The sequence below is a fragment of the Williamsia sp. genome, from assembly GCF_036566845.1.
Classification (GTDB): Bacteria; Actinomycetota; Actinomycetes; order Mycobacteriales; family Mycobacteriaceae; genus Williamsia.
In genome coordinates this window covers 24,829-46,128 of record NZ_DATCVM010000142.1, presented here as the reverse complement: position 1 = coordinate 46,128, position 21,300 = coordinate 24,829, and the positions used below count along the sequence as shown (strand labels likewise).

General features: G+C 65.3%; 20 protein-coding genes. 12 read left to right on the top strand and 8 right to left on the bottom strand.

Features of this window, described 5'->3' with window-relative positions:
* Positions 1-277, top strand: a 277-nt coding sequence (locus VIQ49_RS13900) for a M20/M25/M40 family metallo-hydrolase (RefSeq protein WP_331885520.1), incomplete at its 5' end; no start/stop codon positions are given.
* A gap of 127 nt (positions 278-404) precedes the next feature.
* Entirely contained in the window at positions 405-935 is a 531-nt protein-coding gene (locus tag VIQ49_RS13895; RefSeq protein ID WP_331885518.1) for a YbhB/YbcL family Raf kinase inhibitor-like protein, read from the top strand.
* Between the two features lie 87 nt (positions 936-1,022).
* Here VIQ49_RS13895 and VIQ49_RS13890 read toward each other — a convergent pair whose 3' ends face one another.
* Genes VIQ49_RS13890 through VIQ49_RS13880 form a run of 3 tightly spaced genes read right to left on the bottom strand, consistent with a single transcriptional unit; the run spans position 1,023 to position 3,420 of the window.
* Positions 1,023-2,105 carry a quinone-dependent dihydroorotate dehydrogenase gene (locus tag VIQ49_RS13890; protein ID WP_331885524.1) on the bottom strand — a complete coding sequence of 361 codons (1,083 nt, stop codon included), beginning with the start codon at positions 2,103-2,105 and terminating at the stop codon, positions 1,023-1,025.
* Between the two features lie 20 nt (positions 2,106-2,125).
* Positions 2,126-2,341: a DUF5703 family protein gene (locus tag VIQ49_RS13885; RefSeq protein WP_331885516.1), complete on the bottom strand. Its 216-nt coding sequence runs from the start codon at positions 2,339-2,341 to the stop codon at positions 2,126-2,128.
* 56 nt (positions 2,342-2,397) lie between these two features.
* Positions 2,398-3,420: a hypothetical protein gene (locus tag VIQ49_RS13880; protein ID WP_331885514.1), complete on the bottom strand. Its 1,023-nt coding sequence runs from the start codon at positions 3,418-3,420 to the stop codon at positions 2,398-2,400.
* 98 nt (positions 3,421-3,518) lie between these two features.
* Between VIQ49_RS13880 and VIQ49_RS13875 the strand changes: the two genes are divergently transcribed.
* The 6 genes from VIQ49_RS13875 to VIQ49_RS13850 all read left to right on the top strand — a co-directional run bounded on the left by VIQ49_RS13875 (position 3,519) and on the right by VIQ49_RS13850 (position 8,400).
* Positions 3,519-4,361 carry an undecaprenyl-diphosphate phosphatase gene (locus VIQ49_RS13875; protein WP_331885512.1) on the top strand — a complete coding sequence of 281 codons (843 nt, stop codon included), beginning with the start codon at positions 3,519-3,521 and terminating at the stop codon, positions 4,359-4,361.
* Positions 4,362-4,441: 80 nt separating this feature from the next.
* Positions 4,442-5,161: an MSMEG_4193 family putative phosphomutase gene (locus tag VIQ49_RS13870; RefSeq protein ID WP_331885510.1), complete on the top strand. Its 720-nt coding sequence runs from the start codon at positions 4,442-4,444 to the stop codon at positions 5,159-5,161.
* A 94-nt stretch (positions 5,162-5,255) separates the two neighbouring features.
* Positions 5,256-5,939: a DUF3090 domain-containing protein gene (locus tag VIQ49_RS13865; protein ID WP_331885508.1), complete on the top strand. Its 684-nt coding sequence runs from the start codon at positions 5,256-5,258 to the stop codon at positions 5,937-5,939.
* A complete protein-coding gene (locus VIQ49_RS13860) occupies positions 5,936-6,772 on the top strand; it encodes an SCO1664 family protein (protein WP_331885506.1) in 837 nt (278 codons plus the stop codon). The genes VIQ49_RS13865 and VIQ49_RS13860 overlap by 4 nt, the downstream gene beginning before the upstream one ends.
* 57 nt (positions 6,773-6,829) lie before the next feature.
* Positions 6,830-8,080, top strand: coding sequence for a cysteine--1-D-myo-inosityl 2-amino-2-deoxy-alpha-D-glucopyranoside ligase (gene mshC / locus VIQ49_RS13855; RefSeq protein ID WP_331885504.1), 1,251 nt, complete (start codon positions 6,830-6,832; stop codon positions 8,078-8,080).
* A gap of 11 nt (positions 8,081-8,091) precedes the next feature.
* On the top strand, positions 8,092-8,400 hold the full coding sequence (locus tag VIQ49_RS13850; protein WP_331885502.1) for a hypothetical protein: 309 nt from the start codon (positions 8,092-8,094) through the stop codon (positions 8,398-8,400).
* 146 nt (positions 8,401-8,546) lie between these two features.
* On the opposite strand, the gene VIQ49_RS13845 is transcribed toward VIQ49_RS13850, so the two are convergent.
* The 4 genes from VIQ49_RS13845 to VIQ49_RS13830 all read right to left on the bottom strand — a co-directional run bounded on the left by VIQ49_RS13845 (position 8,547) and on the right by VIQ49_RS13830 (position 12,733).
* Complete coding sequence (locus tag VIQ49_RS13845) at positions 8,547-8,876, bottom strand: Rieske (2Fe-2S) protein (RefSeq protein WP_331885500.1); 330 nt, start codon at positions 8,874-8,876, stop codon at positions 8,547-8,549.
* Positions 8,873-11,365 carry a nitrite reductase large subunit NirB gene (gene nirB, locus VIQ49_RS13840; RefSeq protein ID WP_331885498.1) on the bottom strand — a complete coding sequence of 831 codons (2,493 nt, stop codon included), beginning with the start codon at positions 11,363-11,365 and terminating at the stop codon, positions 8,873-8,875. The genes VIQ49_RS13845 and nirB overlap by 4 nt, the downstream gene beginning before the upstream one ends.
* Positions 11,365-11,712, bottom strand: coding sequence for a molybdopterin oxidoreductase (locus VIQ49_RS13835; protein ID WP_331885496.1), 348 nt, complete (start codon positions 11,710-11,712; stop codon positions 11,365-11,367). Before VIQ49_RS13835 ends, nirB begins: the two co-directional genes overlap by 1 nt.
* 139 nt (positions 11,713-11,851) lie before the next feature.
* Complete coding sequence (locus tag VIQ49_RS13830) at positions 11,852-12,733, bottom strand: PAC2 family protein (RefSeq protein ID WP_331885494.1); 882 nt, start codon at positions 12,731-12,733, stop codon at positions 11,852-11,854.
* A 51-nt stretch (positions 12,734-12,784) separates the two neighbouring features.
* On the opposite strand from VIQ49_RS13830, the gene metH reads away from it, so the two are divergent.
* The 4 genes from metH (at position 12,785) to VIQ49_RS13810 (ending at position 19,000) form a co-directional block, all read left to right on the top strand.
* On the top strand, positions 12,785-16,363 hold the full coding sequence (gene metH / locus VIQ49_RS13825) for a methionine synthase (protein ID WP_331885492.1): 3,579 nt from the start codon (positions 12,785-12,787) through the stop codon (positions 16,361-16,363).
* A 217-nt stretch (positions 16,364-16,580) separates the two neighbouring features.
* Positions 16,581-16,796 carry a zinc-binding dehydrogenase gene (locus tag VIQ49_RS13820; RefSeq protein ID WP_331885490.1) on the top strand — a complete coding sequence of 72 codons (216 nt, stop codon included), beginning with the start codon at positions 16,581-16,583 and terminating at the stop codon, positions 16,794-16,796.
* Positions 16,797-16,906: 110 nt separating this feature from the next.
* Positions 16,907-18,115, top strand: a complete 1,209-nt coding sequence (locus VIQ49_RS13815; RefSeq protein ID WP_331885488.1) for an acyl-CoA dehydrogenase family protein — start codon at positions 16,907-16,909, stop codon at positions 18,113-18,115.
* A gap of 60 nt (positions 18,116-18,175) precedes the next feature.
* Positions 18,176-19,000, top strand: a complete 825-nt coding sequence (locus VIQ49_RS13810; RefSeq protein WP_331885486.1) for a transglutaminase-like domain-containing protein — start codon at positions 18,176-18,178, stop codon at positions 18,998-19,000.
* A gap of 24 nt (positions 19,001-19,024) precedes the next feature.
* On the opposite strand, the gene helR is transcribed toward VIQ49_RS13810, so the two are convergent.
* Complete coding sequence (gene helR / locus VIQ49_RS13805; RefSeq protein WP_331885485.1) at positions 19,025-21,298, bottom strand: RNA polymerase recycling motor ATPase HelR; 2,274 nt, start codon at positions 21,296-21,298, stop codon at positions 19,025-19,027.
* Positions 21,299-21,300: the final 2 nt, after the last annotated feature.

The window sequence follows — 21,300 nt, the reverse complement described above, 5'->3', positions numbered from 1 at the left end:
CTACGAGACCACGTTCGACGGTCATCTGGTCGATGCGATGAATGATGCGATCCTCGCGCACGACCCGCAGGGCCGGACCGTACCGTACATGCTGTCCGGTGGCACCGATGCAAAAGCGTTCGCCCGCTTGGGGATTCGCTGCTTCGGCTTCGCGCCGCTGAAGCTGCCCACCGAACTGGATTTCGCCGCACTGTTTCACGGTGTGGACGAACGGGTACCGGTTGATTCGCTGCTGTTCGGTACCGAGGTTCTCGAACACTTCTTGATGCACAGCTGAGCCCGATGCACAGCCGAGCCCGATGCACAGCCGAGCTCGCGGCGGCCGGCGATGCGCCTGTCGGCCACATCACCGACCCGCCTCACGCATGATGGTGGGGAACCCTACGGAAAGGACACGAACAACGATGTCGAGGTACAACCCGTACGACGCTCTGCCGAAACTCCCCGGCTTCACCCTGACCTCCGAGAGCATCACCGACGGCGCCGCCCTGGAGAACCCGCAGGTGTCCGGAATCATGGGAGCCGGTGGTGACGACGTTTCACCACAGCTGACGTGGTCCGGATTCCCGCCGGAGACAAAGAGCTTTGCCGTCACCGTCTACGACCCCGAAGCGCCCACAGCGTCCGGGTTCTGGCATTGGGCGGTCGCAGACATCCCGGTGTCGGTGACGTCGCTGGCCGCCGGTGTCGGAGACGGGGCCGAAGGTTCGTTGCCGTCCGGGGCTGTCGCCCTGAACAACGACGCATCCGTACCGCGGTTCATCGGTGCGGCACCGCCTCCCGGACACGGCACGCATTACTACTACACCGTGGTCCACGCCGTGGATGTGGAGAGCCTGGGTCTTCCCGACGGCGCGACCCCGGCGTATCTGGGGTTCAACCTCTTCTCGCATTCGATCGCCCGCGCGATCATCACCAACACCTACGAGCGGTAGCCGGCCCACCCCACGGCATCAAAACCACCGGTTCCAGTCACAACCACACGTTGCAACATGTGGACATGGCTGGAACCGGTGGTTTTGTCAGTGCTTCGGTGCCGAGGTTCCCACGGCGTCCGCGATCGAGCCATAGCCGGCAGCTCGGACGCGTTGCGCGAGACCCTGGTGAATCAGCTTGACCCACAACGGGCCACCATAGATGAATCCGGTGTAGGCCTGCACCAGAGAGGCCCCGGCGCAGATTCGTTCCCACGCCTGATCGACTGTTTCGATTCCACCGACGCTGATCAGCGTCAGCTGTCCACCGACGCGGCCGTACAGGCGCCGCAACACCTCGAGAGAACGATCGGCGAGCGGTGCACCGGACAGTCCGCCGGTCCCGATCGCCTCGACTTCCGCGGCCGGTGTGGCCAGACCTGCCCGACTGATCGTGGTGTTGGTGCAGACGATGCCCGCCAGCCCCAATTCGACCGCCAGGTCGGCGATCTGGTCGATGTCGTCGTCCGCCAGATCGGGTGCGATCTTCACCAGCACCGGGATGTCGACGGCGTCGGACACCGCGGAGAGCAACGGACGCAGCGCCGACACGGCCTGCAGGTCCCGAAGACCGGGGGTGTTGGGCGAACTGACGTTCACCACGAGGAAGTCGGCGAGGGGACCGAGCAGTCGAGCGCTGATGAGGTAGTCGTCGACGGCCGCCTCCGGTTCGACGATCTTCGTCTTGCCGATGTTGGCGCCGATCGGAACCATTGATGTGGTGGTCTTACGGTGGCGCAACTGATTTGCGGCGGCACCGGCGCCGTGGTTGTTGAAGCCCATCCGGTTGATCAGCGCGCGGTCGGCCGGTAGTCGGAACAGTCGGGGAGCGGGATTGCCGGGTTGTGCCTGTCCGGTGACCGTGCCGATCTCGGCGAAACCGAAGCCCAGAGCGCCCCAGGCGTCGATCGACTCACCGTTCTTGTCGAAGCCGGCCGCCAGACCGAGCGGCGCCGGGAAGTCGAGCCCGAAGACCCGGGACCGCAACACGGGATCGTCGGTGACCAGCACCCGCCGGGTCAGTGAACGCAGCGGCTTGATCCGGCCGGTCAACGAGATCGCCGTGGCCCCGATCTTGTGGATCCGCTCCGGCGGAACAAGGAACATCAGGGCGAGAAGCCATCGGTACAACTGGCGGTAGACGGTGGCGATCACGCGCTCATTCCGGTTTCGGGTTCATCGGTGGACGCCGATCGCGGTCGGCGACGACGTAGCAGCACTTTGCGGCTGCCATCGGTGTAGAGACGGACCCTCGACAGTTCCCAGCCACCGAACTCGGCCTGGATCGACAACCGCATGGACGCGGTCACCCTGGTCACATCAGGGGGCAGACGCAATGGGATGTACTCGTAGTCGTCTGTCGACATGTCCCATTCCCGCGGAAAGCCACGGTTGCGCTTGCCTGCCAAGTTTCTCCCTCACCTCACTGCTGATCGGGGTTGATGATCTGCAGTCCGCCGCCATCGGCAGACAGTAGGTACACCGTCCCCGTCTCGGGGTTGACCACCATCGAGTTGGCCTGCGACACGGTCTGGAACTGTTGCACCTGGACCGGGGTCCCGGTCGCCAGTTCGTATGCCGTGACCTGGTTGTTTCCGGTGGTCGCCACCCACGCCAGGTTGTGGGTGTCGTCGTAGTCTACGGCGTAGGGCCCAAAAGCCACGGGATGCCGGAACTTGTTGACGATCGGGTCGCCGTAGAACGCGAGGAACTCTCCGCCCAGGGTGTCGGTGGTCAGGAACCGGCCGTAGTGATCGACAGTGAGGTTCGTCGCACCGTCGCCGGAGCGCAGGGACACACCGAGATCACTGTCTTCGACGTCGACCTCGGTCACCGACGACTGCGCGCGGTCGAGCACGACGACCTGTCCCTCGTGTTCGGCGATGGCGTCGACTCGGACGAATCCGGTGATGGTGTCGCGGACCGTGCCCGCGGGATCGACCACCATCAGGCTGCCCTTGTCGTTGCCGACGAGGATGTCGCCACCGGACGTCAGCACCGCCGACAGCGGTGTACCGGGCAGGTCCACGCGCACGGTGTCACCGGTTGTCGAATCGATGATCAGCAGTGCACCCGGGATCAGGACCTCGAGCTTGCCCGAGCTGAACGTTCCGACGCCGGTTGCCTTGTCGCTCAACGCAACCGTGCGCACCGGAGCAGCTCCAGGGGCCAGTCCCGCGGTGTCGTAGAAGAGGACCGACCGACCGTCGTCGGACAGCATCGCCAACTGCTTCGTCATGGTGCAGTAGGCGAGTGCGGTGCCGGCGTTCGCGACCGGCACCACCACACCCGCCGGAGGCTTCGCCGGGTCGGCCGCGGGCGCGGCGATCGGCGTCTGCGGAGCGATGGTCGGAACATCCGGCGTATCATCCGAATCCGAGCATCCGGACAACACCAGCGCGGCGGCTGCCATCGCTACCAACAGACTTCTACCGCGCACATTCATGCCACCCATCTTGCTTGCTGCGCCGCGGTGCCATGCCACGGGGTCGGCGGTGTCGCAACTCGAAGGCCGGGGCCGGGTTTCCCGTAGCATCGGCCCCCGTGAGCGACACCATGACGTGGGCCCAGGCGATTGTCTTGGGGGCCGTACAGGGATTGACCGAGTTCCTGCCGATTTCTTCCTCCGGTCACCTGCGAATTGTTTCCGAGGTCTGGTTCGGCGACGACGCCGGTGCATCGTTCACCGCGGTGACGCAGCTGGGGACGGAAGCCGCTGTGCTCGTCTTCTTCGCCAAGGACATCGTCCGCATCATCGCAGCATGGTTCCGCGGTTTGTTGAACAAAGAGGCACGCAATCTCGACTATCGCATGGGCTGGTACGTGATCATCGCCACCATTCCGATCGGTGCGCTCGGATTTCTCTTCAAGGACGAGATCCGTACCGGCGCCCGCAATCTCTGGCTCGTGGCGAGCATGCTCATCTTGTTCTCCGCCGTGATCGCGATCGCTGAAAAGATGGGCCGCAAAGAACGTCCCATCGAGAAGCTCACCACCCGCGACGGTGTCATCATGGGCCTGGCTCAGTGCCTGGCACTGATCCCTGGCGTGTCGCGTTCCGGCGCGACCGCGAGTGCAGGCCTGTTTCTCGGACTCAAACGTGAAGCTGCGGTGCGCTTTTCGTTCCTGCTGGCCATTCCGGCAGTGACCGCGTCGGGATTGTTCAGCCTGCCAGACGCATTCGAGCCCAGTGGCGACGGAATGGAGTCGTCGGGGATGCAGTTGCTGGTGGCCACGATCGTCGCTTTTGTGGTCGGCTATGCCGCCATCGCCTGGCTCCTGAAGTTCGTCGCCAACCATTCGCTGTACTGGTTTGTCGGTTATCGGGTGCTGCTGGGCCTACTCGTCATGGGACTGCTCGCGGGTGGCGTGATCAGCGCGACATGATCCGCTCCCGCAACTCTGTGACATGCGACGACGACGTCGCGACGAGTCCGGTCCCCGGCCCGGCGCATAAGGTGTGACACGTGACGGTCATATTGCTTCGACACGGACGATCCACGGCAAACACGTCGGGTGTGCTCGCCGGCCGCTCGGCGGCCGTAGGTCTCGACGATCACGGGCGAGCCCAGTCCGTCGCCCTCATCGAGCGGCTCGGCGACCTGCAGAAGCCGGTGGCGGTCGTGCGGTCTCCGCTGTTGCGCTGCGAGCAGACGGTGGCACCGCTCGTCGACCACTTCGACTGTCCCGAGATCATCGACGAACGCCTGGTCGAGGTCGACTACGGTCAGTGGACCGGACGCCCGATCAAGGAATTGCTCTCCGAACCGCTCTGGCGGGTGGTGCAGCAGCAGCCTTCGGCGGCGATCTTCCCCGACGGGGAGGGACTGGCCCAGGTCCAGTCCAGGACGGTGGCAGCGGTCCGGGAACTCGACGCCCGGTTCTCCGGCGAGGACGGCTCCGGGATCTGGATCGCCTGTACACACGGCGACGTCATCAAGGCGATTCTCGCCGACGCGATGGGGATGCACCTCGACTCGTTCCAGCGGATCGTCGTGGAACCGGCGTCCGCCAGCGTCGTCCGGTACAGCCTGGCGCGACCGTATGTGCACGCGGTGAACTGCACCTCCACGCTCCCGTCGGTCCCGGCACAGCCCAAACAATCCGAGAAGACCGAGAAGTCGGAGGGCAGCCCCGGCCACGCCCACGCCGATGATGCCGTGGTCGGCGGTTCCGCCGGCACCTGAGACCCGGTCCTCGGTCACCGCGACACCGACCACCAACGCCTTGGGCGAACCCGCCCCGAATGGGGATAATCGAATTCAGAAGAACGGAGGTGCCATGGCCAGAGCGATACACGTCTTCCGCAGCCCGGACCGTTTCGTTGCCGGAACGGTCGGCCAACCCGGTGACCGGACCTTCTATCTGCAAGCCATCCACGAGACGCGCGTCATCAGCGTCATGCTCGAAAAACAGCAGGTCCAGATCCTCGCCGACCGGATCGGCGCCCTGCTCGAAGAGGTCCACCGCAGGTTCGGGACACCTCTGCCCGCCGAACTGTCCCGCGTCGAAGACCTGAGCCCGCTGTTGATGCCCGTCGACGCCGAGTTCCGGGTCGGCACCATGGGCCTGGGATGGGATTCCGAATCCGAAGCGGTTGTCGTCGAGCTGCTCGCCATCACCGAGGGCGAGTTCGACGAGAGTGTGGTCCTCGACGACACCGAAGAAGGGCCCGACGCGGTCCGTGTGTTCCTGAGCACCGGCGCCGCCCGCGAGTTCGCGGCGCGTTCGAGCCGGGTCATCTCCGCCGGTCGCGAGCCCTGCCCGCTGTGCGGGGACCCCCTCGATTCGACGGGCCACATCTGCGTCCGCACCAACGGTTACCGCCGCGAGGCCACCTTCGGTCCATCACTCGAGTTCATCGACCCCGACCTGTTCAACGATCCGAACCTCCTCGACCCGGATGACTCCGACGATCCCGACGAACAGTCTGGTCCGGACGTCGGTGACGAGCCCGGCCGGTGACGGCCACCACGCCCACCGGTGAACCGGTCGACACGGCGCAAGTCCTGGCCACCGGCGAACTCGAACTCATCGGGCAGATCCGCAATGCCAGCAATGCCACGCTCGTCTGCGATGCCGTGCTCGGTGACCATCAGGTTCGTTGCGTCTACAAGCCGGTCCGCGGGGAGCAGCCGCTGTGGGACTTCCCGGACGGCACCCTCGCCGGACGCGAGGTGGCGTCTTATCTGGTGTCCGATGCGCTCGGCTGGTCGGTGGTCCCGATGACCCTGCTGCGTGACGGACCGTTCGGTCCGGGCATGGTGCAGCGCTGGATCGACACACCGGAACCGGCCGACGGATTGCCGACCAGGCTCGATCTGGTCGACCTGTGTTCACCCGACCTGGTGCCCGACGGCTGGAAGCTGATCCTGTCCGCGGTCGACTCGCGCGGCGAAGATGTGGTGCTCGTCCACGCGGACGATCCACGACTACAGCGGATGGCCGTCCTCGACATCCTCATCAACAACGCGGATCGCAAGGGCGGACACGTGCTGGAGGGCCTCGACGGTCAGGTCTACGGCGTCGACCACGGGATCTGCCTGCACACCGAGGACAAACTGCGGACCGTCCTGTGGGGCTGGGCCGCCGAATCCATCCCCGTGCACCTCCTCGACGACGTCGAGGTCCTGCTCGAAGGCTTGCGCAGCGAGGATTCGCCGCTGCGGGACCGGCTCGCCCAGTTGATCACCCCTGCGGAGGTCGCGGCCCTCATCGACCGGACGGCGGCGATCGTCGAAACGCCGGTGATGCCCGTCGCCGACAGGTCGCGGCCCATCCCGTGGCCGGCGTTCTGAGCAGTTCTGGTCGGCCCCGAGAGCGCGGGTCGGTAGTGCGCCCATAAGGTGGTCACCATGCAGTCGTGGTCTGAAACCGTCGTTCCCGTCGTGCCCGGTCAGGGACCGGCATTGAGGCTCTTTGACACATCGGACCGTCAGGTCCGCCCAGTGGTGCCCGGCAAGGTCGCAACCATGTATGTGTGCGGCATCACTCCTTACGACGCAACGCATCTCGGGCACGCCGCGACGTACCTGACGTTCGATCTGGTCAACCGTGTCTTGCGCGATCTCGGACACGAGGTGCACTACGTCCAGAACATCACCGATGTCGACGATCCACTGTTCGAGCGGGCAGACCGCGACGGGATCGACTGGCGCGATCTGGGTACCCGCGAGATCAACCTGTTCCGCGAGGACATGGCTGCGCTGCGCGTGCTGCCGCCCCGCGACTACATCGGTGCCGTCGAGTCGATCGATGAGGTCGTCGAGGTGGTCGGCAAGCTCCTGGCCTCCGGTGCGGCCTACGTGGTCGATGACGAACAGTATCCGGACGTGTACTTCCGCACCGATGCCACCGAGCAGTTCGGATACGAGTCGGGCTACGACCTCGAGACCATGCAGAAGTTCTTCGCCGAACGCGGCGGGGATCCCGACCGCCCCGGTAAGCGCAATCAACTCGACGCGCTCGTCTGGCGGGCCGCGCGTGAGGGCGAACCGTCGTGGGACTCACCTCACGGACCGGGCCGGCCCGGCTGGCACATCGAGTGCGCGGCAATCGCTTTGAACCGGATCGGAACCGGGTTCGATGTGCAGGGTGGGGGCAGCGACCTGATCTTCCCGCACCACGAGTTCTCGGCCGCCCACGGCGAGGCGCTGACCGGTGCCCGCCGGTTCGCGAAGCACTACGTACACACCGGGATGATCGGACTCGACGGCGAGAAGATGTCGAAGTCGAAGGGCAACCTCGTTTTCGTGTCCAAGCTCCGGGCCGCCGATGTCGACCCCGGCGCCATCCGTCTGGGTCTGCTCTCCGGGCACTACCGCACCGATCGGGCCTGGACCGACGAGGTGCTCGCCGACGCCGTCACCCGCCTGGAATTGTGGCGCAAGGCCGCGGCCTGCGAGTCCGGTCCCGATGCCGGCCCGACCATCGAGCGACTGCGCCTGCACCTCAGCGACGATCTCGACACCCCGAAAGCACTTGTCGCGATTGACGCCTGGGCACACGACACACTGGGCGGACTCGGTTCGGATCTCAGCGCGCCCGCGGACGTCGCCAACGCGGTCGATGCGCTCCTCGGCATCAACATCGCCCCGCTTGGGTAAGGTTCGACATCGTGGCCAAAGCTCAAGAGATCGATCCCGATACAGCTGACGGTGTGTGGACGGTGACGACGCGTACGTCGACCTATCTGTTGGACTTTGGCGAGATGACCCTGCTCCGCGCACCCGGCGTCGGCAGCAGCGGCGACGAGGCGTGGGCGGTGAGCCAGCTCCGCCGCGATTCTGAAGACATCCCACTGCTCGGCGTGAAGTCGTGCCGGGTGGGGGAGTCGGCACAGTTCTGGGTGCGTGCCGCCGAGGATCCCGATGTCCGGACCTGGCGGATCACCACCCCCGTCGTGTCGATCGAGCGGATCTCCTGACCGCCGAGCGTGCCCACATCGCCGCCGAGCGTGCCCACAACACCGCCGAGCGTGCTCAAGTTACCGTCGACCGTGCCGACGTTGTCGAACGGCGTGCAGTATCGGCCCGCTCGACGGTTGGGTCGGCCCGGTCGACGGAGGTCGGGTCAGGTCCAGATGTGGATCTGGCCTTCGTGGACTTCTGCCTGATAGACCGGTAGCGCGTCGATGTCGGTCCCGTTGGTGCACCTGCCGTCGTCGAACGAGAAGGTGTATTGGTGCAGCGGACACATCACCTTGGTCGCGTCGGTCTGACCGTCGGCGATCGGACCTCCCTTGTGCGGGCAGCGGGCTCCCAGGGCGCGTACGGATCCGTCGGACAGCAGGAACACCGCAACCTGTTGTCCGTCAACGACATAGGTACGGCCCTCACCGACCGTCAGATCGGTGACCGGGCCGACCAGTGTGCTGCTGTCGCTGCGTGCCGTGACGGTCATCGGACCGGCACCAATGGCAGCTTGATGAGCGGCAGCGACGGCTGGAACTGTGCGGGCGACTTCGGTTCCAGCCGTTCCTTCCAGGGATCGCTGTAGGCGGCCGCCGACGCGGAGATCCGTTCGGACAGTCCGTCGACCAATCCATCCCGGTCGTCGATGAGTATGGCCCGCAGTTCTTCGATACCCACCCGCGGAACCCACGCGTAGGTGCGTTCGAGCCACTTCGCCTGTTCGCGGTAGTACTGGATGAACACACCACAGATCCGGAGCACCTCGTCGGCCCCGACCGCCGTGGTCAGCAGATCGCCCTTGCGGATGTGGGCTCCCGCCGCGCCGCCGACGTAGATCTCCCAGCGGCCGTCGCCGACCGCGACCACCCCGAAGTCCTTACACAGCGCCTCGGCACAGTTACGGGGACACCCGGTGACGGCGAGTTTGAGTTTCGCGGGCGCTTCGAGGCCCTGATAGCGCTCCTCGATGGCGATGCCGAGCGCGGTCGAGTCATCCAGTCCGAAGCGGCAGAACTCCAGGCCCACACATGTTTTGACGGTCCGGAAGCTCTTGCCGTAGGCGTACCCGGAGGGCATGTCGAGATCGGCCCACACCTTGGGCAGATCTTCTTTGCGGATGCCGAGCAGGTCGATCCGCTGACCGCCGGTGACCTTGACCATCGGGATGTCGTACTTGTCGGCGACGTCGGCGATCCGGCGCAGTTGTGCCGGATTGGTCACCCCACCCTTCATCTGCGGGACCACCGAGAAGGTGCCGTCGCGCTGGATGTTGGCGTGGACACGGTCGTTGATGAACAGCGCGCCGCGTTCGTCCTCCCAGTCGGCGCCCCAGATGATCCGGAGCAACGACGCGAGCGGCATCTTGGCGGTCACGTCGTCACCGTTCGGCGACAGGGCGCCGACCACCGCCGACACCGACCGCAGATCGAGTTCCCGGATCCGGCTCATCAGTTCGGGTTTGGTCAGTGGGATCGACGGGACGTACCACTCCGCCGACGGGTCCACGGCCAGTTCGCCGCCGGCTGCACAGGCCACGATGTCGCCGACGAGTCCCTTGCAGGAGCCGCAGCCCTTACCCGCGCGGGTCTTCGCGACGACGTCGGCGACCGTGGTGGCGCCGGCGTGGACACATGCGACGATGTCGCCCTTGGTGACTCCGTTGCAGTTACAGACCTGCACGTCGTCGGAGAGTTCGGCAGCGCCGGTCTGGGCACTCGGGGTACCCATGTCGAAGAGCATGCTGATGCGCTCGTCGGGCAACGCCACCTTGTCGTCGAACGCCTGTGTCAGGAAGCTCACCTTGCTGATGTCGCCCAGCAGCATCGCGCCGATCAGTTTGTTGTCCCGGACGACCACAGACTTGTATGTGCCGCTGCGTGGTTCGTAGAACTGGACGAACTCGTCGGTGTCGCGTTCGGGCCCTTTGACTCCCATCGCCGCGACGTCCACTCCGGCGACCTTGAGTTTCGTGGTGAGTCTCGAGCCGTGATAGGCCGCATCGGGGTTGGTGCCCGTCAGCACATCGGCGAGGACCCCGGCCTGCTCCCAGAGCGGCGCCACGAGCCCGTAGACCTCTCCGCGGTGCTGGCAGCATTCGCCGACCGCGTAGACGGCACCCTCGTCTTCGCAGCGCATCTGGTCGTCGACGACGATCCCGCGTTCGATGACCAGACCGGCGCCGCGGGCGAGTTCGACGTTGGGCCGGATGCCGGCCGTCACCACGATCATGTCCGCGGGCAGGCTCGTGTTGTCGTTGAAGCCGACCCCGGCGACCGCGCCGTTGTCGGCGCGCAGTACCGCGGTGGTCCGTTTGGAGGTGTACACACCCACGCCGAGCTCTTCGATCTTGTTGCGCAGCACCCGACCACCGCGTTCATCGAGTTGCTGGTTCATCAGGTGTCCGGGGGAGTGCACCACGTCCACGTCTATGCCCTGGGTCCGCAGCCCGTATGCGGCCTCGAGTCCGAGCAGGCCGCCGCCGATGACCACAGCGCGGATCCCGTCACCCGACAACGCCATCTGCAACATGCCGTTGGTGTCCTCGATGGTCCGGAAACCGAAGACCCCGCGGGCGAGCCGCCCGTCGGACTCACGCAGGCCGTCCATGTTGGGGAAGAAGGTGTTGCTGCCGGTGGCGATCACCAGCACGTCGTAGCCGATGGTCCGGCCGCTTTCACTGGTGACGATCTTGGCGAAGCGGTCGACGGCGACGGCACGGTCGCCGGCGTAGAGCTGTATGTCGTTCTCGCGGTACCAGGCCATCGGGTTGAGCATGAGGTCGTCGTCGTCGATCGAGCTCTCACCGGCCAGCACGTGGGAGAGCATGATCCGGTTGTAGTTGCCGTAGGGCTCGTCGCCGATCATCGTGATCTCGAACTGCGATCCGCCGCCGCGCTGCAGGATCTCCTCGACGGTGCGGGCGCCGGCCATGCCGTTCCCGACCACGACGAGACGTTGCAGTTCCTGTGCTCCCGGCATCAGAACTCCACGAACCCGAAGTCGACGACCAGTTCGCCGGTGCAGCCCTCGGGCGCCGCGAACACCAACTCCAGCACGCTGTCGGGGTCGACGTCCTCGACCACCCGCAGCGGTACGTTCACCGACGACTTCGCCCCCATCGGAAACCACCGCATCGGCTGCTGATCACGCATCAGGGTCACGTAGACGAGTTCGTCGGTGCTGTTACCGCCGCGGAAGTACAGCGGTTGGACGGTGAGGCCGGCCGGCACCTGGTAGGTCAGTGACGGATCCAAGGGGGCGGCCTTGGTCAGGCCACTACCGGTGAAGGAAAAGACACCCTGCAGGAACTTCGGTGTGCTGGACATGCCCCTACTGAACGTGAGCTCGATGAACCAACACTTTCCGCGGGGTTACGAGTCCATTGTCAGGACCTCACCGCGTTCACAACGGGTCGGTGATCATGCCTTCGCGGAGCGAGAACTCATGCCTTCGTCGAGCGAACCCTCATGCACCGAAGCTTCCACCCGGACCACGTCTGCGCAGGTAACGCTCGAACTCCGCGGCCAGTGCGTCGCCGTCGATCTTCGAGAGTGTTTCGTCGACGCTGACCTCGGCATCACCGCGTTCCTCGAGTCCGCGCACGTAGTCCGAGATCTCGTCGTCGTCCTCCGTCATCTCGGAGACCGCGCGTTCCCACTCCTCGGCCTGCTCCGGCAGTTCACCGAGCGGGACCTCGACGTCGAGGACCTCCTCGAGCTGACTCAGCAGTGCCGCGGAGGCCTTCGGGTTGGGCGGTGTCGACACGTAGTGGGGGACCGCGGCCCAGAAGGAGATGGCCGGGATACCGGCCGCCACGCAGGCATCCTGCAGGATCCCGGTGATGCCGGTGGGCCCCTCGTATCGGCTCTCCTCGAGTTTGAACTGTTTGGCCGATTCGCTGCTGTATGCGGCGCCGGTCACCGGGACCGGACGGGTGTGTGGGGTGTCGGCCAGAAGTGCGGCCAGGATCACCACCGTTTCGACCTCGAGTTCCCGTGCGATATCCAGGATCTCGGCACAGAATCCGCGCCACCGCATGTTGGGTTCGATTCCGCGGAGCAGCACGATATCTCGGTCGGAACCCGGCGGCGTACAGTACGAGATCGAGGTGGTCGGCCAATCGATCCTTCGGGTGACCCCATCGATCTGTTTGATCGAGGGTCGGTTCACCTGAAAGTCGTAGTAGTCGTCCGAATCGATCTCGGCGAGCGGTACTGCGTCCCAGACCAGTTCCAGATGCTCCACGGCTCCACTGGCCGCATCGCCGGCGTCGTTCCAACCCTCGAAGGCAGCAACCAGCGTGGGGCGGCGCAACTGTGGCAGGCTTGCGCTTTGCTCGGCGTTCACTGATCCAGCCTACGACCGAACCCCGATTGAGAGCGAACTACCCTGATAACCATGTCCTCAGCCACATCGCCGTCCTTCGATACGGAATTGCTCACCGCGATGAGCAAACGCGTCTTGATCGGCGACGGTGCCATGGGAACCATGTTGCAGGCCGCGGATCTGACGTTGGACGATTTCCTCGGCCTCGAAGGCTGCAACGAGATCCTCAACGACACCCGGCCCGATGTCCTCCGCGAGATCCACCGCGCCTACTTCGAGGCCGGAGCCGACGCGGTCGAGACCAACACCTTCGGCTGCAACCTGTCGAACCTCGGCGACTACGACATCGGTGACCGGATCCGGGAGCTCGCGTTCAAGGGAACGCAGTTGGCCCGTGAGGTCGCCGACGAGGTCGGTCCCAGTGCCGACGGCACCCCGCGGTTCGTGCTGGGTTCGATCGGGCCCGGAACCAAACTGCCGACCCTGGGTCACACCACGTTCGCCTCGATCCGCGACGCCTATTACGAATGTGCCGCGGGCATGCTCGACGGCGGCGCCGACGCCATCCTCATCGAGACGTCGCAGGACCTGCTCCAGGTGAAGGCCGCGATCCTCGGATCCCAGCAGGCGATGGCCGATCTCGAACGCCGGATCCCGATCATCGCGCACGTGACTGTCGAGACCACCGGCACGATGCTCCTCGGTTCGGAGATCGGTGCTGCGCTGGCCGCACTCGAGCCACTGGGCATCGACATGATCGGGCTCAACTGCGCCACCGGCCCCGCCGAGATGAGCGAGCACCTGCGGTACCTCAGCAAGCACGCACAAGTGCCTGTCTCGGTCATGCCCAACGCGGGCCTGCCGCAGCTCGGTCCCAACGGCGCCGAGTACCCGCTCACACCCGAAGAACTCGCAGAGGCCCTCAGCGGATTCGTCCGCGAGTTCGGACTCGCGTTTGTCGGTGGTTGCTGCGGCACCACACCCGAACACATCCGGCAGGTGGCGGAGGCCGTCGCCGGTGTGACCAAGGCGCAACGGACACCGGAGCACGAAGCCGAGATCTCGTCGCTCTACAGCGCGGTCCCGTTCAACCAGGACGCGTCCATCCTGATGATCGGTGAGCGCACGAACTCGAACGGTTCCAAGGCGTTCCGCGATGCCATGCTCGCCGAGGACTATCAGAAGTGCCTCGACATCGCGAAGGATCAGACCCGCGACGGCGCGCACATGCTCGACCTGAACATCGACTATGTCGGCCGCGACGGTGCCGCCGACATGTCGGCGCTCGCGAGCCGGCTCGCCACGTCGTCGACGCTGCCGATCATGCTCGACTCGACCGAGCCCGAGGTGATCGAAGCCGGACTCGAGCATCTCGGTGGTCGTTGTGCGGTCAACTCGGTGAACTACGAGGACGGCGACGGCCCCGATTCGCGCTTCACCAAGATCATGAAGCTGGTGAAGAAGCACGGCGCCGCAGTCGTGGCGCTGACGATCGACGAGGAGGGCCAGGCCCGGACCGCCGAGTGGAAGGTGCGGGTCGCCGAGCGGCTCATCACCGACATCACCGAGAACTGGGGCCTGAAGGAAGAGGACATCATCATCGATGCCCTCACGTTCCCGATCTCGACCGGTCAGGAAGAGGTCCGCAAGGACGGCATCGAGACGATCGAGGCCATCCGGCAGCTCAAGGCCTCGCACCCCGAGGTGCATTTCACCCTCGGTATCTCGAACGTCTCGTTCGGCCTGAACCCGGCTGCCCGCCAGGTCCTCAACTCGGTGTTCCTGCACGAGTGTGTCCAGGCCGGCCTCGACACCGCGATCGTCCACGCGTCGAAGATTCTTCCGATGACAAAGATCCCGGACGAGCATCGTGAGGTTGCCCTCGACCTGGTCTACGACCGTCGCCGCGAGGGCTACGACCCGCTGCAGAAGCTGATGGCCCTGTTCGAGGGTGTCTCGGCGGCCTCGGCCCGGGAGAGCCGTGCGCAGGAGCTGGGCAGGCTCCCGTTGTTCGAGCGGCTCGAACGTCGCATCGTCGACGGTGAACGTGCCGGCCTCGAAAATGACCTCGATGAGGCCATGAAGGAGAAGCCGCCGCTCGAGATCATCAACGTGACGCTCTTGGCCGGCATGAAAACCGTCGGCGAGTTGTTCGGTTCGGGTCAGATGCAGCTGCCGTTCGTGTTGCAGTCCGCCGAGGTCATGAAAACCGCTGTGGCTCACCTCGAACCGCACATGGAGGCCACCGGGGAAGACGGCAAGGGGCGGATCGTCCTCGCGACGGTCAAGGGCGATGTCCACGACATCGGCAAGAACCTCGTCGACATCATCCTGTCGAACAACGGCTACGAAGTGGTCAACATCGGTATCAAGCAACCGATCTCGACCATCGTCGAGGTCGCGCAGGACAAGAACGCCGATGTCATCGGGATGTCCGGACTGCTGGTGAAATCCACGGTTGTCATGAAAGACAACCTCAAGGAACTCAACAGCCGGGGCCTGGCCGAGAAGTATCCGGTCCTGCTCGGCGGCGCCGCACTGACCCGGTCGTACGTCGAGAACGATCTGAGCGAAACGTACGACGGCCACGTGCACTATGCCCGTGACGCGTTCGAAGGTCTGCGGTTGATGGACGACATCATGCTGGTCAAGCGCGGTGGCGGCCTCGATCCGAACAGTCCGGAGGCGATCGCGGCCGCGGAGAAGACGGCCGAGCGCAAGGCACGCCACGAGCGGTCCAAGCGCATCGCCGAAAAGCGGAAGGCCGAGGCAGCACCCGTGGTGGTGCCGGAACGTTCCGATGTCGCGGCCGGGCTCCCGGTGCCGACGCCGCCGTTCTGGGGCTCACGCATCGTCAAGGGCATTCCCGTCGCCGAGTACCTCACTCTGCTTGACGAACGCGCTTTGTTCTTGGGGCAGTGGGGACTTCGCGGTGCCCGTGCCGGGGAAGGACCGAGCTATGAAGATCTTGTCGAATCCGATGGCAAACCGCGCCTGCGGTATTGGATCGACCGACTGGCCACGGAGAACATCCTGCAGCATGCCGCGGTCGTCTATGGGTATTACCCGGCGGTCAGTGAGGGCGACACGGTGCATGTGCTCACCGAGCCACGTCCCGATGCGCCCATCCGGCACAGCTTCGAGTTCCCGCGCCAGCAGCGCTCGCGCTTCCTGTGCATCGCCGACTTCATCCGTCCGCGATCCGAGGCCCTCGAGACCGGAGAGGTCGACGTCCTGCCGTTCCAGCTGGTGACGATGGGTCAGCCGATCGCGGACTTCGCAAACGAACTGTTCGCCGCGGACGCCTACCGGGATTACCTCGAGGTCCATGGCATCGGTGTGCAGTTGACCGAGGCGCTGGCCGAGTTCTGGCACCAGCGTGTTCGGGAGGAACTGCGCTTCGGTGATGTCAGTGTCGCCGCGGAAGACCCGGACAACACCCAGGACTTCTTCGACCTCAAGTACCGCGGGGCCCGCTTCTCGTTCGGATACGGTGCCTGCCCGTCGCTGGAGGATCGCGCCAAGATGATGGATCTGCTCGAACCGGGCCGCATCGGGGTCGAACTCTCCGAGGAGTTGCAACTCCATCCGGAACAGTCGACCGACGCCTTTGTGCTGCATCATCCGGAAGCGAAGTACTTCAACACGTAGTCTGTCTCAGAAGGCGCCCGGCAGCTGCGATCACGCAGCTGTCGGGCGCCTTCCTGTTGCGGCTCAATCGGATTCGTGCGCCTCCTGGAAATCTGCCACCGCTTCGCCGTGTTCGCGCGGTCATGGGCCCCGGCTTGTCCGACCTGGCGCAGACCGCCAGGCCGGGCGGCCCACTGGTCGCCGTCGGCTGGCTCGATCCACGGCCCCGTCGTTCCCGATGACCGGGCCGCTGACCATTCACCGGTACGTGGGTTTCGAATTGCTGGCGGATCCCGGCGCCGTCCGGCGCATCGCGGCCTTCCTTGCAGCCGGAGTACGAAGCGGCACAATGCAACCGAGGATCGATTCGGTGTTCACACTCGCTGACATCTCAGAAGCACACCGCCACCTCGACAAGGGTGACCAGATCGGCAAGATCGTGGTGACCGTGTAATCCACCAGGGGACCGAGTGGCGCGGATGTGCGCACGGCATCGACCTCTCCGTTTGATTCAGACCGATTTCAACTGGTGTGTGCATCCTCGATGTGTTCGACACTCGTGGCATGACGACTTCCACCGCACCCACCACTGGTGTTTCCGACGCCGAACTCGACGCTCGATTCGGTCCGATCTTCGCCCGGATCGCCGCCGGCGCCACCGAACGCGAAGTCGACCGCCGACTCGCTCACGACGAGGTGCACCTGCTGCGCGAGGCAGGGTTCGGCGCGCTGCGGGTCCCCGTCGAGTTCGGTGGTCTCGGCGCCACCGTGCGCCAGCAGTTCCGGCTGTTGATCGATCTGGCCGCCGCCGAATCGAATCTGCCCCAGGCTCTTCGGGTACATTTCAGTTTTGTCGAGGATCAGTTGCTGGCGCTGCAGAGTACCGAGCGTGACACTTGGTTGCGTGCCGTCGCCGGCGGGATCCTGGTCGGGAACGCCATCACCGAACCCGGTGTCGGAGCCGTCGACCGCTATCAGACCCGGCTGACCCAAAAGAACGGTCAGTGGTTGCTCAACGGGACGAAGTACTACAGCACCGGCTCGCTCTACTCGGACTACATCCTGGTGGCCGCCGACGACCAAGGCGAGAGGGTGTCGGTCCTGGTGGATGCCGATGCCACCGGTGTCACCCGGCACGACGACTGGGACGGTTTCGGGCAGCGCCTGACCGCCAGCGGGACAACCGAGTTCAACAACGTTGTCGTTGCACCCGAGCGAATCCTGGGCCCGGGATACGGCGGCGCCGGTAAGACCTACGGAACGTCCTATCTGCAGCTGGTGCATCTCGCCGGACTCGCCGGTATCGCCCAGCGCGCCACGTCGGACACCGCACAGTGGGTCCGCGACCGCACCCGCTCGTATACCCATGCGGCTGCGGACCTTCCACGTGAGGATCCACTGGTCCAGCAGGTGATCGGCAAGCTGTCCGCGGCGGCATTCGCCGCGCGCACCTCCGCGCTCGCCGTTGCCGACATCCTCGACGAGGTTCTGGCCGCCGGTAGCGACGCCGGCCCGGAACTGCTCGATCGCGCGGAACTCGCGGCGTCGCAGGCGCAGGTCACCTCCATCGACATCGTGCTCCGCGCGACCAACGAACTCTTCGAGGTCGGCGGTGCGTCGATCACCTCGGAGCAGCTACGGCTCGATCGGCATTGGCGTAATGCCCGGACCATCGCGGTCCACAACCCGACGATCTTCAAAACCCGTGCCATCGGCGACCACGTCCTCAACGGCACCGAACTGCCATACGCCTGGAGTGCCGGCAACCGCTGATCACCGACAATCCAAGCGTGATCGACATGAGATCGGATGTCTCTATTAGGCTTTGGCCTCATGGACGCGTCCATCGACTACACCGTGCCCGGACCCTTGACCGGCCTGGACGACGTGAATCCATGTGCGCTCGAGCCGCTCACCGCGGATCCCGCGGAGATCTGTCGGACAATCCCGCCTCTGGTCGTTCAGCCCGGTGACGCCCGCACGCTGAATCTGCCCGCCGGCCGGTTCGACGAGAACCAGATCCGACCGGCCGGCGTTCTGCTCAACCGGCTACTGGCTCTGGATCCGGCGCCGGTGACCACAGCCCGGGATCCGGGGAAGCGGGTGGTCGGGACCTGTCGGCACTTCGCGGTCCTGAGCTGTGCGCTGTTGCGTCATCGGGGAATTGCCGCCCGTGTTCGCTGTGGTTTCGCCACCTACTTTCAAACGGGGTACGGCCTCGACCACTGGATCACCGAATACCGGGTCGGTGCCAACGCGCGGTGGATCCGCATCGATTCCGAAATCCTCGGACAGAACGTCCTACCCCACGCGCACGACTTGCGGCCGGGTGACTTTCTGAGTGGGGGTGAGGCGTGGCTGGCTCATCGTCGAGGCGAGATCGACGCCTCCCGGTTCGGGGTTCACGGAACCCAGAACTGGGGGGCGTCAGAGATCCGCGGAAACGCGGTGAAGGATCTCGCCGCGATGAACAAGGTGGAAATGCTGCCCTGGGATGAGTGGTGTCGCATGACCGACGCGTACGACGGAAAGACCGGCGCCGACTACGACCTCCTGCTCGATGACATCGCGGAGGTGTGCGCCGCCGATGTCCCGGTGGCCGTGCGGTCGCTGTACGGTCACAACGACCTGCGGGTGCCGGATGGTCTCATTCGATGACGTTGCCGCGCAGCAGAGTTCGACTCAGTCCGGATCTGTGAGGATCACCAGTCGCTGGGTTGCCCGAGTCATCGCGACGTAGCGATCGACCGCTCCACTCACCGGATCGCCGTCACCGAAGTTGTCGGGTTCGACCAGGACCACCAGGTCGAACTCGAGGCCCTTGGACAGTTCCGGAGTCAGGGATCGAACCCGCGCAGTGCCCACGAACGTGGGATCGCCGATCACACAGGCGATCCCGTCTTGGTGGTCGGAGAGCCAGCCATCGATGACCGAACCCAGCTCCGCCGGGGATCGATGTTCGACAGGAATGTGGCTGCGCCGCACCGACGTCGGAACGTTCGCATCCGGTAGCACGGCGCGGATCACCGGTTCGGCCTCGGTCATCACCTCTTCGGGGGTCCGATAATTGATACTCAGCGACGCCATGGTGATTCGGCCCAGTCCGACCCGCCGCAGCCGCTGCGCCCACGTCTCGATGCCCTGGTCCGCACCAGGTGCGGTGAACCCCGTCCTGGCCTGGGCCCGGTCACCGACGATGGTGAAACTGCGGGACGGACACCGCGAGATCAGCATCTGCCATTGCGCGTCCGTCAATTCCTGCGCCTCATCCACCACGATGTGGGCGAACGGTCCGGTCAGTAGGTCGGCGGTGACTTCCTCCCGGGCGCCGCCGGGCTCGTCGCCGATCAGGGCGTTCCGCAGATCTTGTCCGCGCAGCATCGACATCACCATCAGATCGGAGTCGTCGGCGGCGATGAGATGGTCGACCACCGCTGACCGCTGCTCTTGCTCCGCAGCGACGACGGCAGCCCGCCGCCGCCGGCGTTCCGACGCACCCGGATCTCCGAGCCGCTGACGGGCGGCGTCGAGCAGGGGCAGGTCAGCCACCGTCCATGCCTGCGCGTTGTCCCGTTGCAGGGCGGCCACCTCGCCCGCATCGAGCCAGGGCGCGCACTTTCGCAGATAGGCCGGCACCGACCACAGATCCGCCACCAGATCGGTGGCGTTGATCATCGGCCACTCGCGGTTCAGGGTTGACCGGAGTTGATCATTCTCCGACAACGCCATCCGGAGTTGCCCGGGTGTGATGTCGCTGTCATGACCGTCGATCAGGATGGCGAGCAGTTCCTCCCAGATGATCTCGCGCGCCTCGTTGTGCGGCGTCCCGGCGTCGGGTGCGTCAAAGGCCGCTGCCCAATCCGCAGCGCTGACATAGAGATCCACCCACGGCGTTTCGACGGTCATTCCCTGTACGGGCGGTTGTTCGTAGAACTTCACCGCCGCCTCGATCGCCTTCACCAGAGCGGCGGATGACTTCAGCCGGGCCACCTCCGGATCGGCTTCGATCCCGGCGGAGGCACCTTCCGTCACCAGGTCGCGCACAGTGCACGTCGCCACCCCCTCCTCACCCAGGCTGGGCAGGACGTCGGCGACATACGCCAGGTAGGGCTCGTGCGGCCCCACGAACAACACCCCGCCGCGATGATGACCGAGCCGCGGATCCGAGTAGAGCAGGTATGCGGAGCGATGTAGGGCCACAACGGTTTTGCCGGTACCCGGACCACCATCGACAACCAGCGCTCCCCGGGACCCGGCGCGGATGATCGCATCTTGGTCAGATGCGATGGTGCCGAGCACATCTCGCATCTTCGCGGACCGGTTCTGTCCCAGGCTGGCGATGAATGCCGACTGGTCGTCGAGGGTGGCCGCGGACGTCGTTCCCGCTGGACCGACCCCATCTGGGCCGAGCACGTCTTCGTCCGGGCTGAACACCTCGTCCCAGTAGTCAGTGATCTGTCCTCGGGTCCAGCGGTATCTCCGACGGCTCACCAGACCCATCGGGTTCGCGTGGGTGGCTCCGAAGAACGGTTCGGCGGCGGGGGAGCGCCAGTCGATCAGCAGGGTCTGACCGGTGCCGTCGGTGAGTCCGAGGCGGCCGATGTAGATGGGCACGGGGTTGCCCGCGACCACCATGCGGCCCAGGCACAGGTCCAATCCGAAGCGGCTCAGCGCCCGCAGTCGCGCACCGAGACGATGAACTTCCATGTCGCGGTCCATCGCGTCCCGGCCAGTACTGCTGTACGCGGCCTGTTCGGCATCCCGGCGGGTGGCGATGTCCGCGATCGTCCGGGACAGGTTCTCGGCGATATCGGCGAGGTGCTGCGCATCGGACGCGATGAGCCCGGCGTCGGCTTTGTGGGAGATGCGCTCAGGAAGGTTGAACACGCTGTTGGCCACGGTATTCGTATCGGCTCCGATCGCAGTTGTGACAGTGGTCCAGCGATTCTGCGGCATCC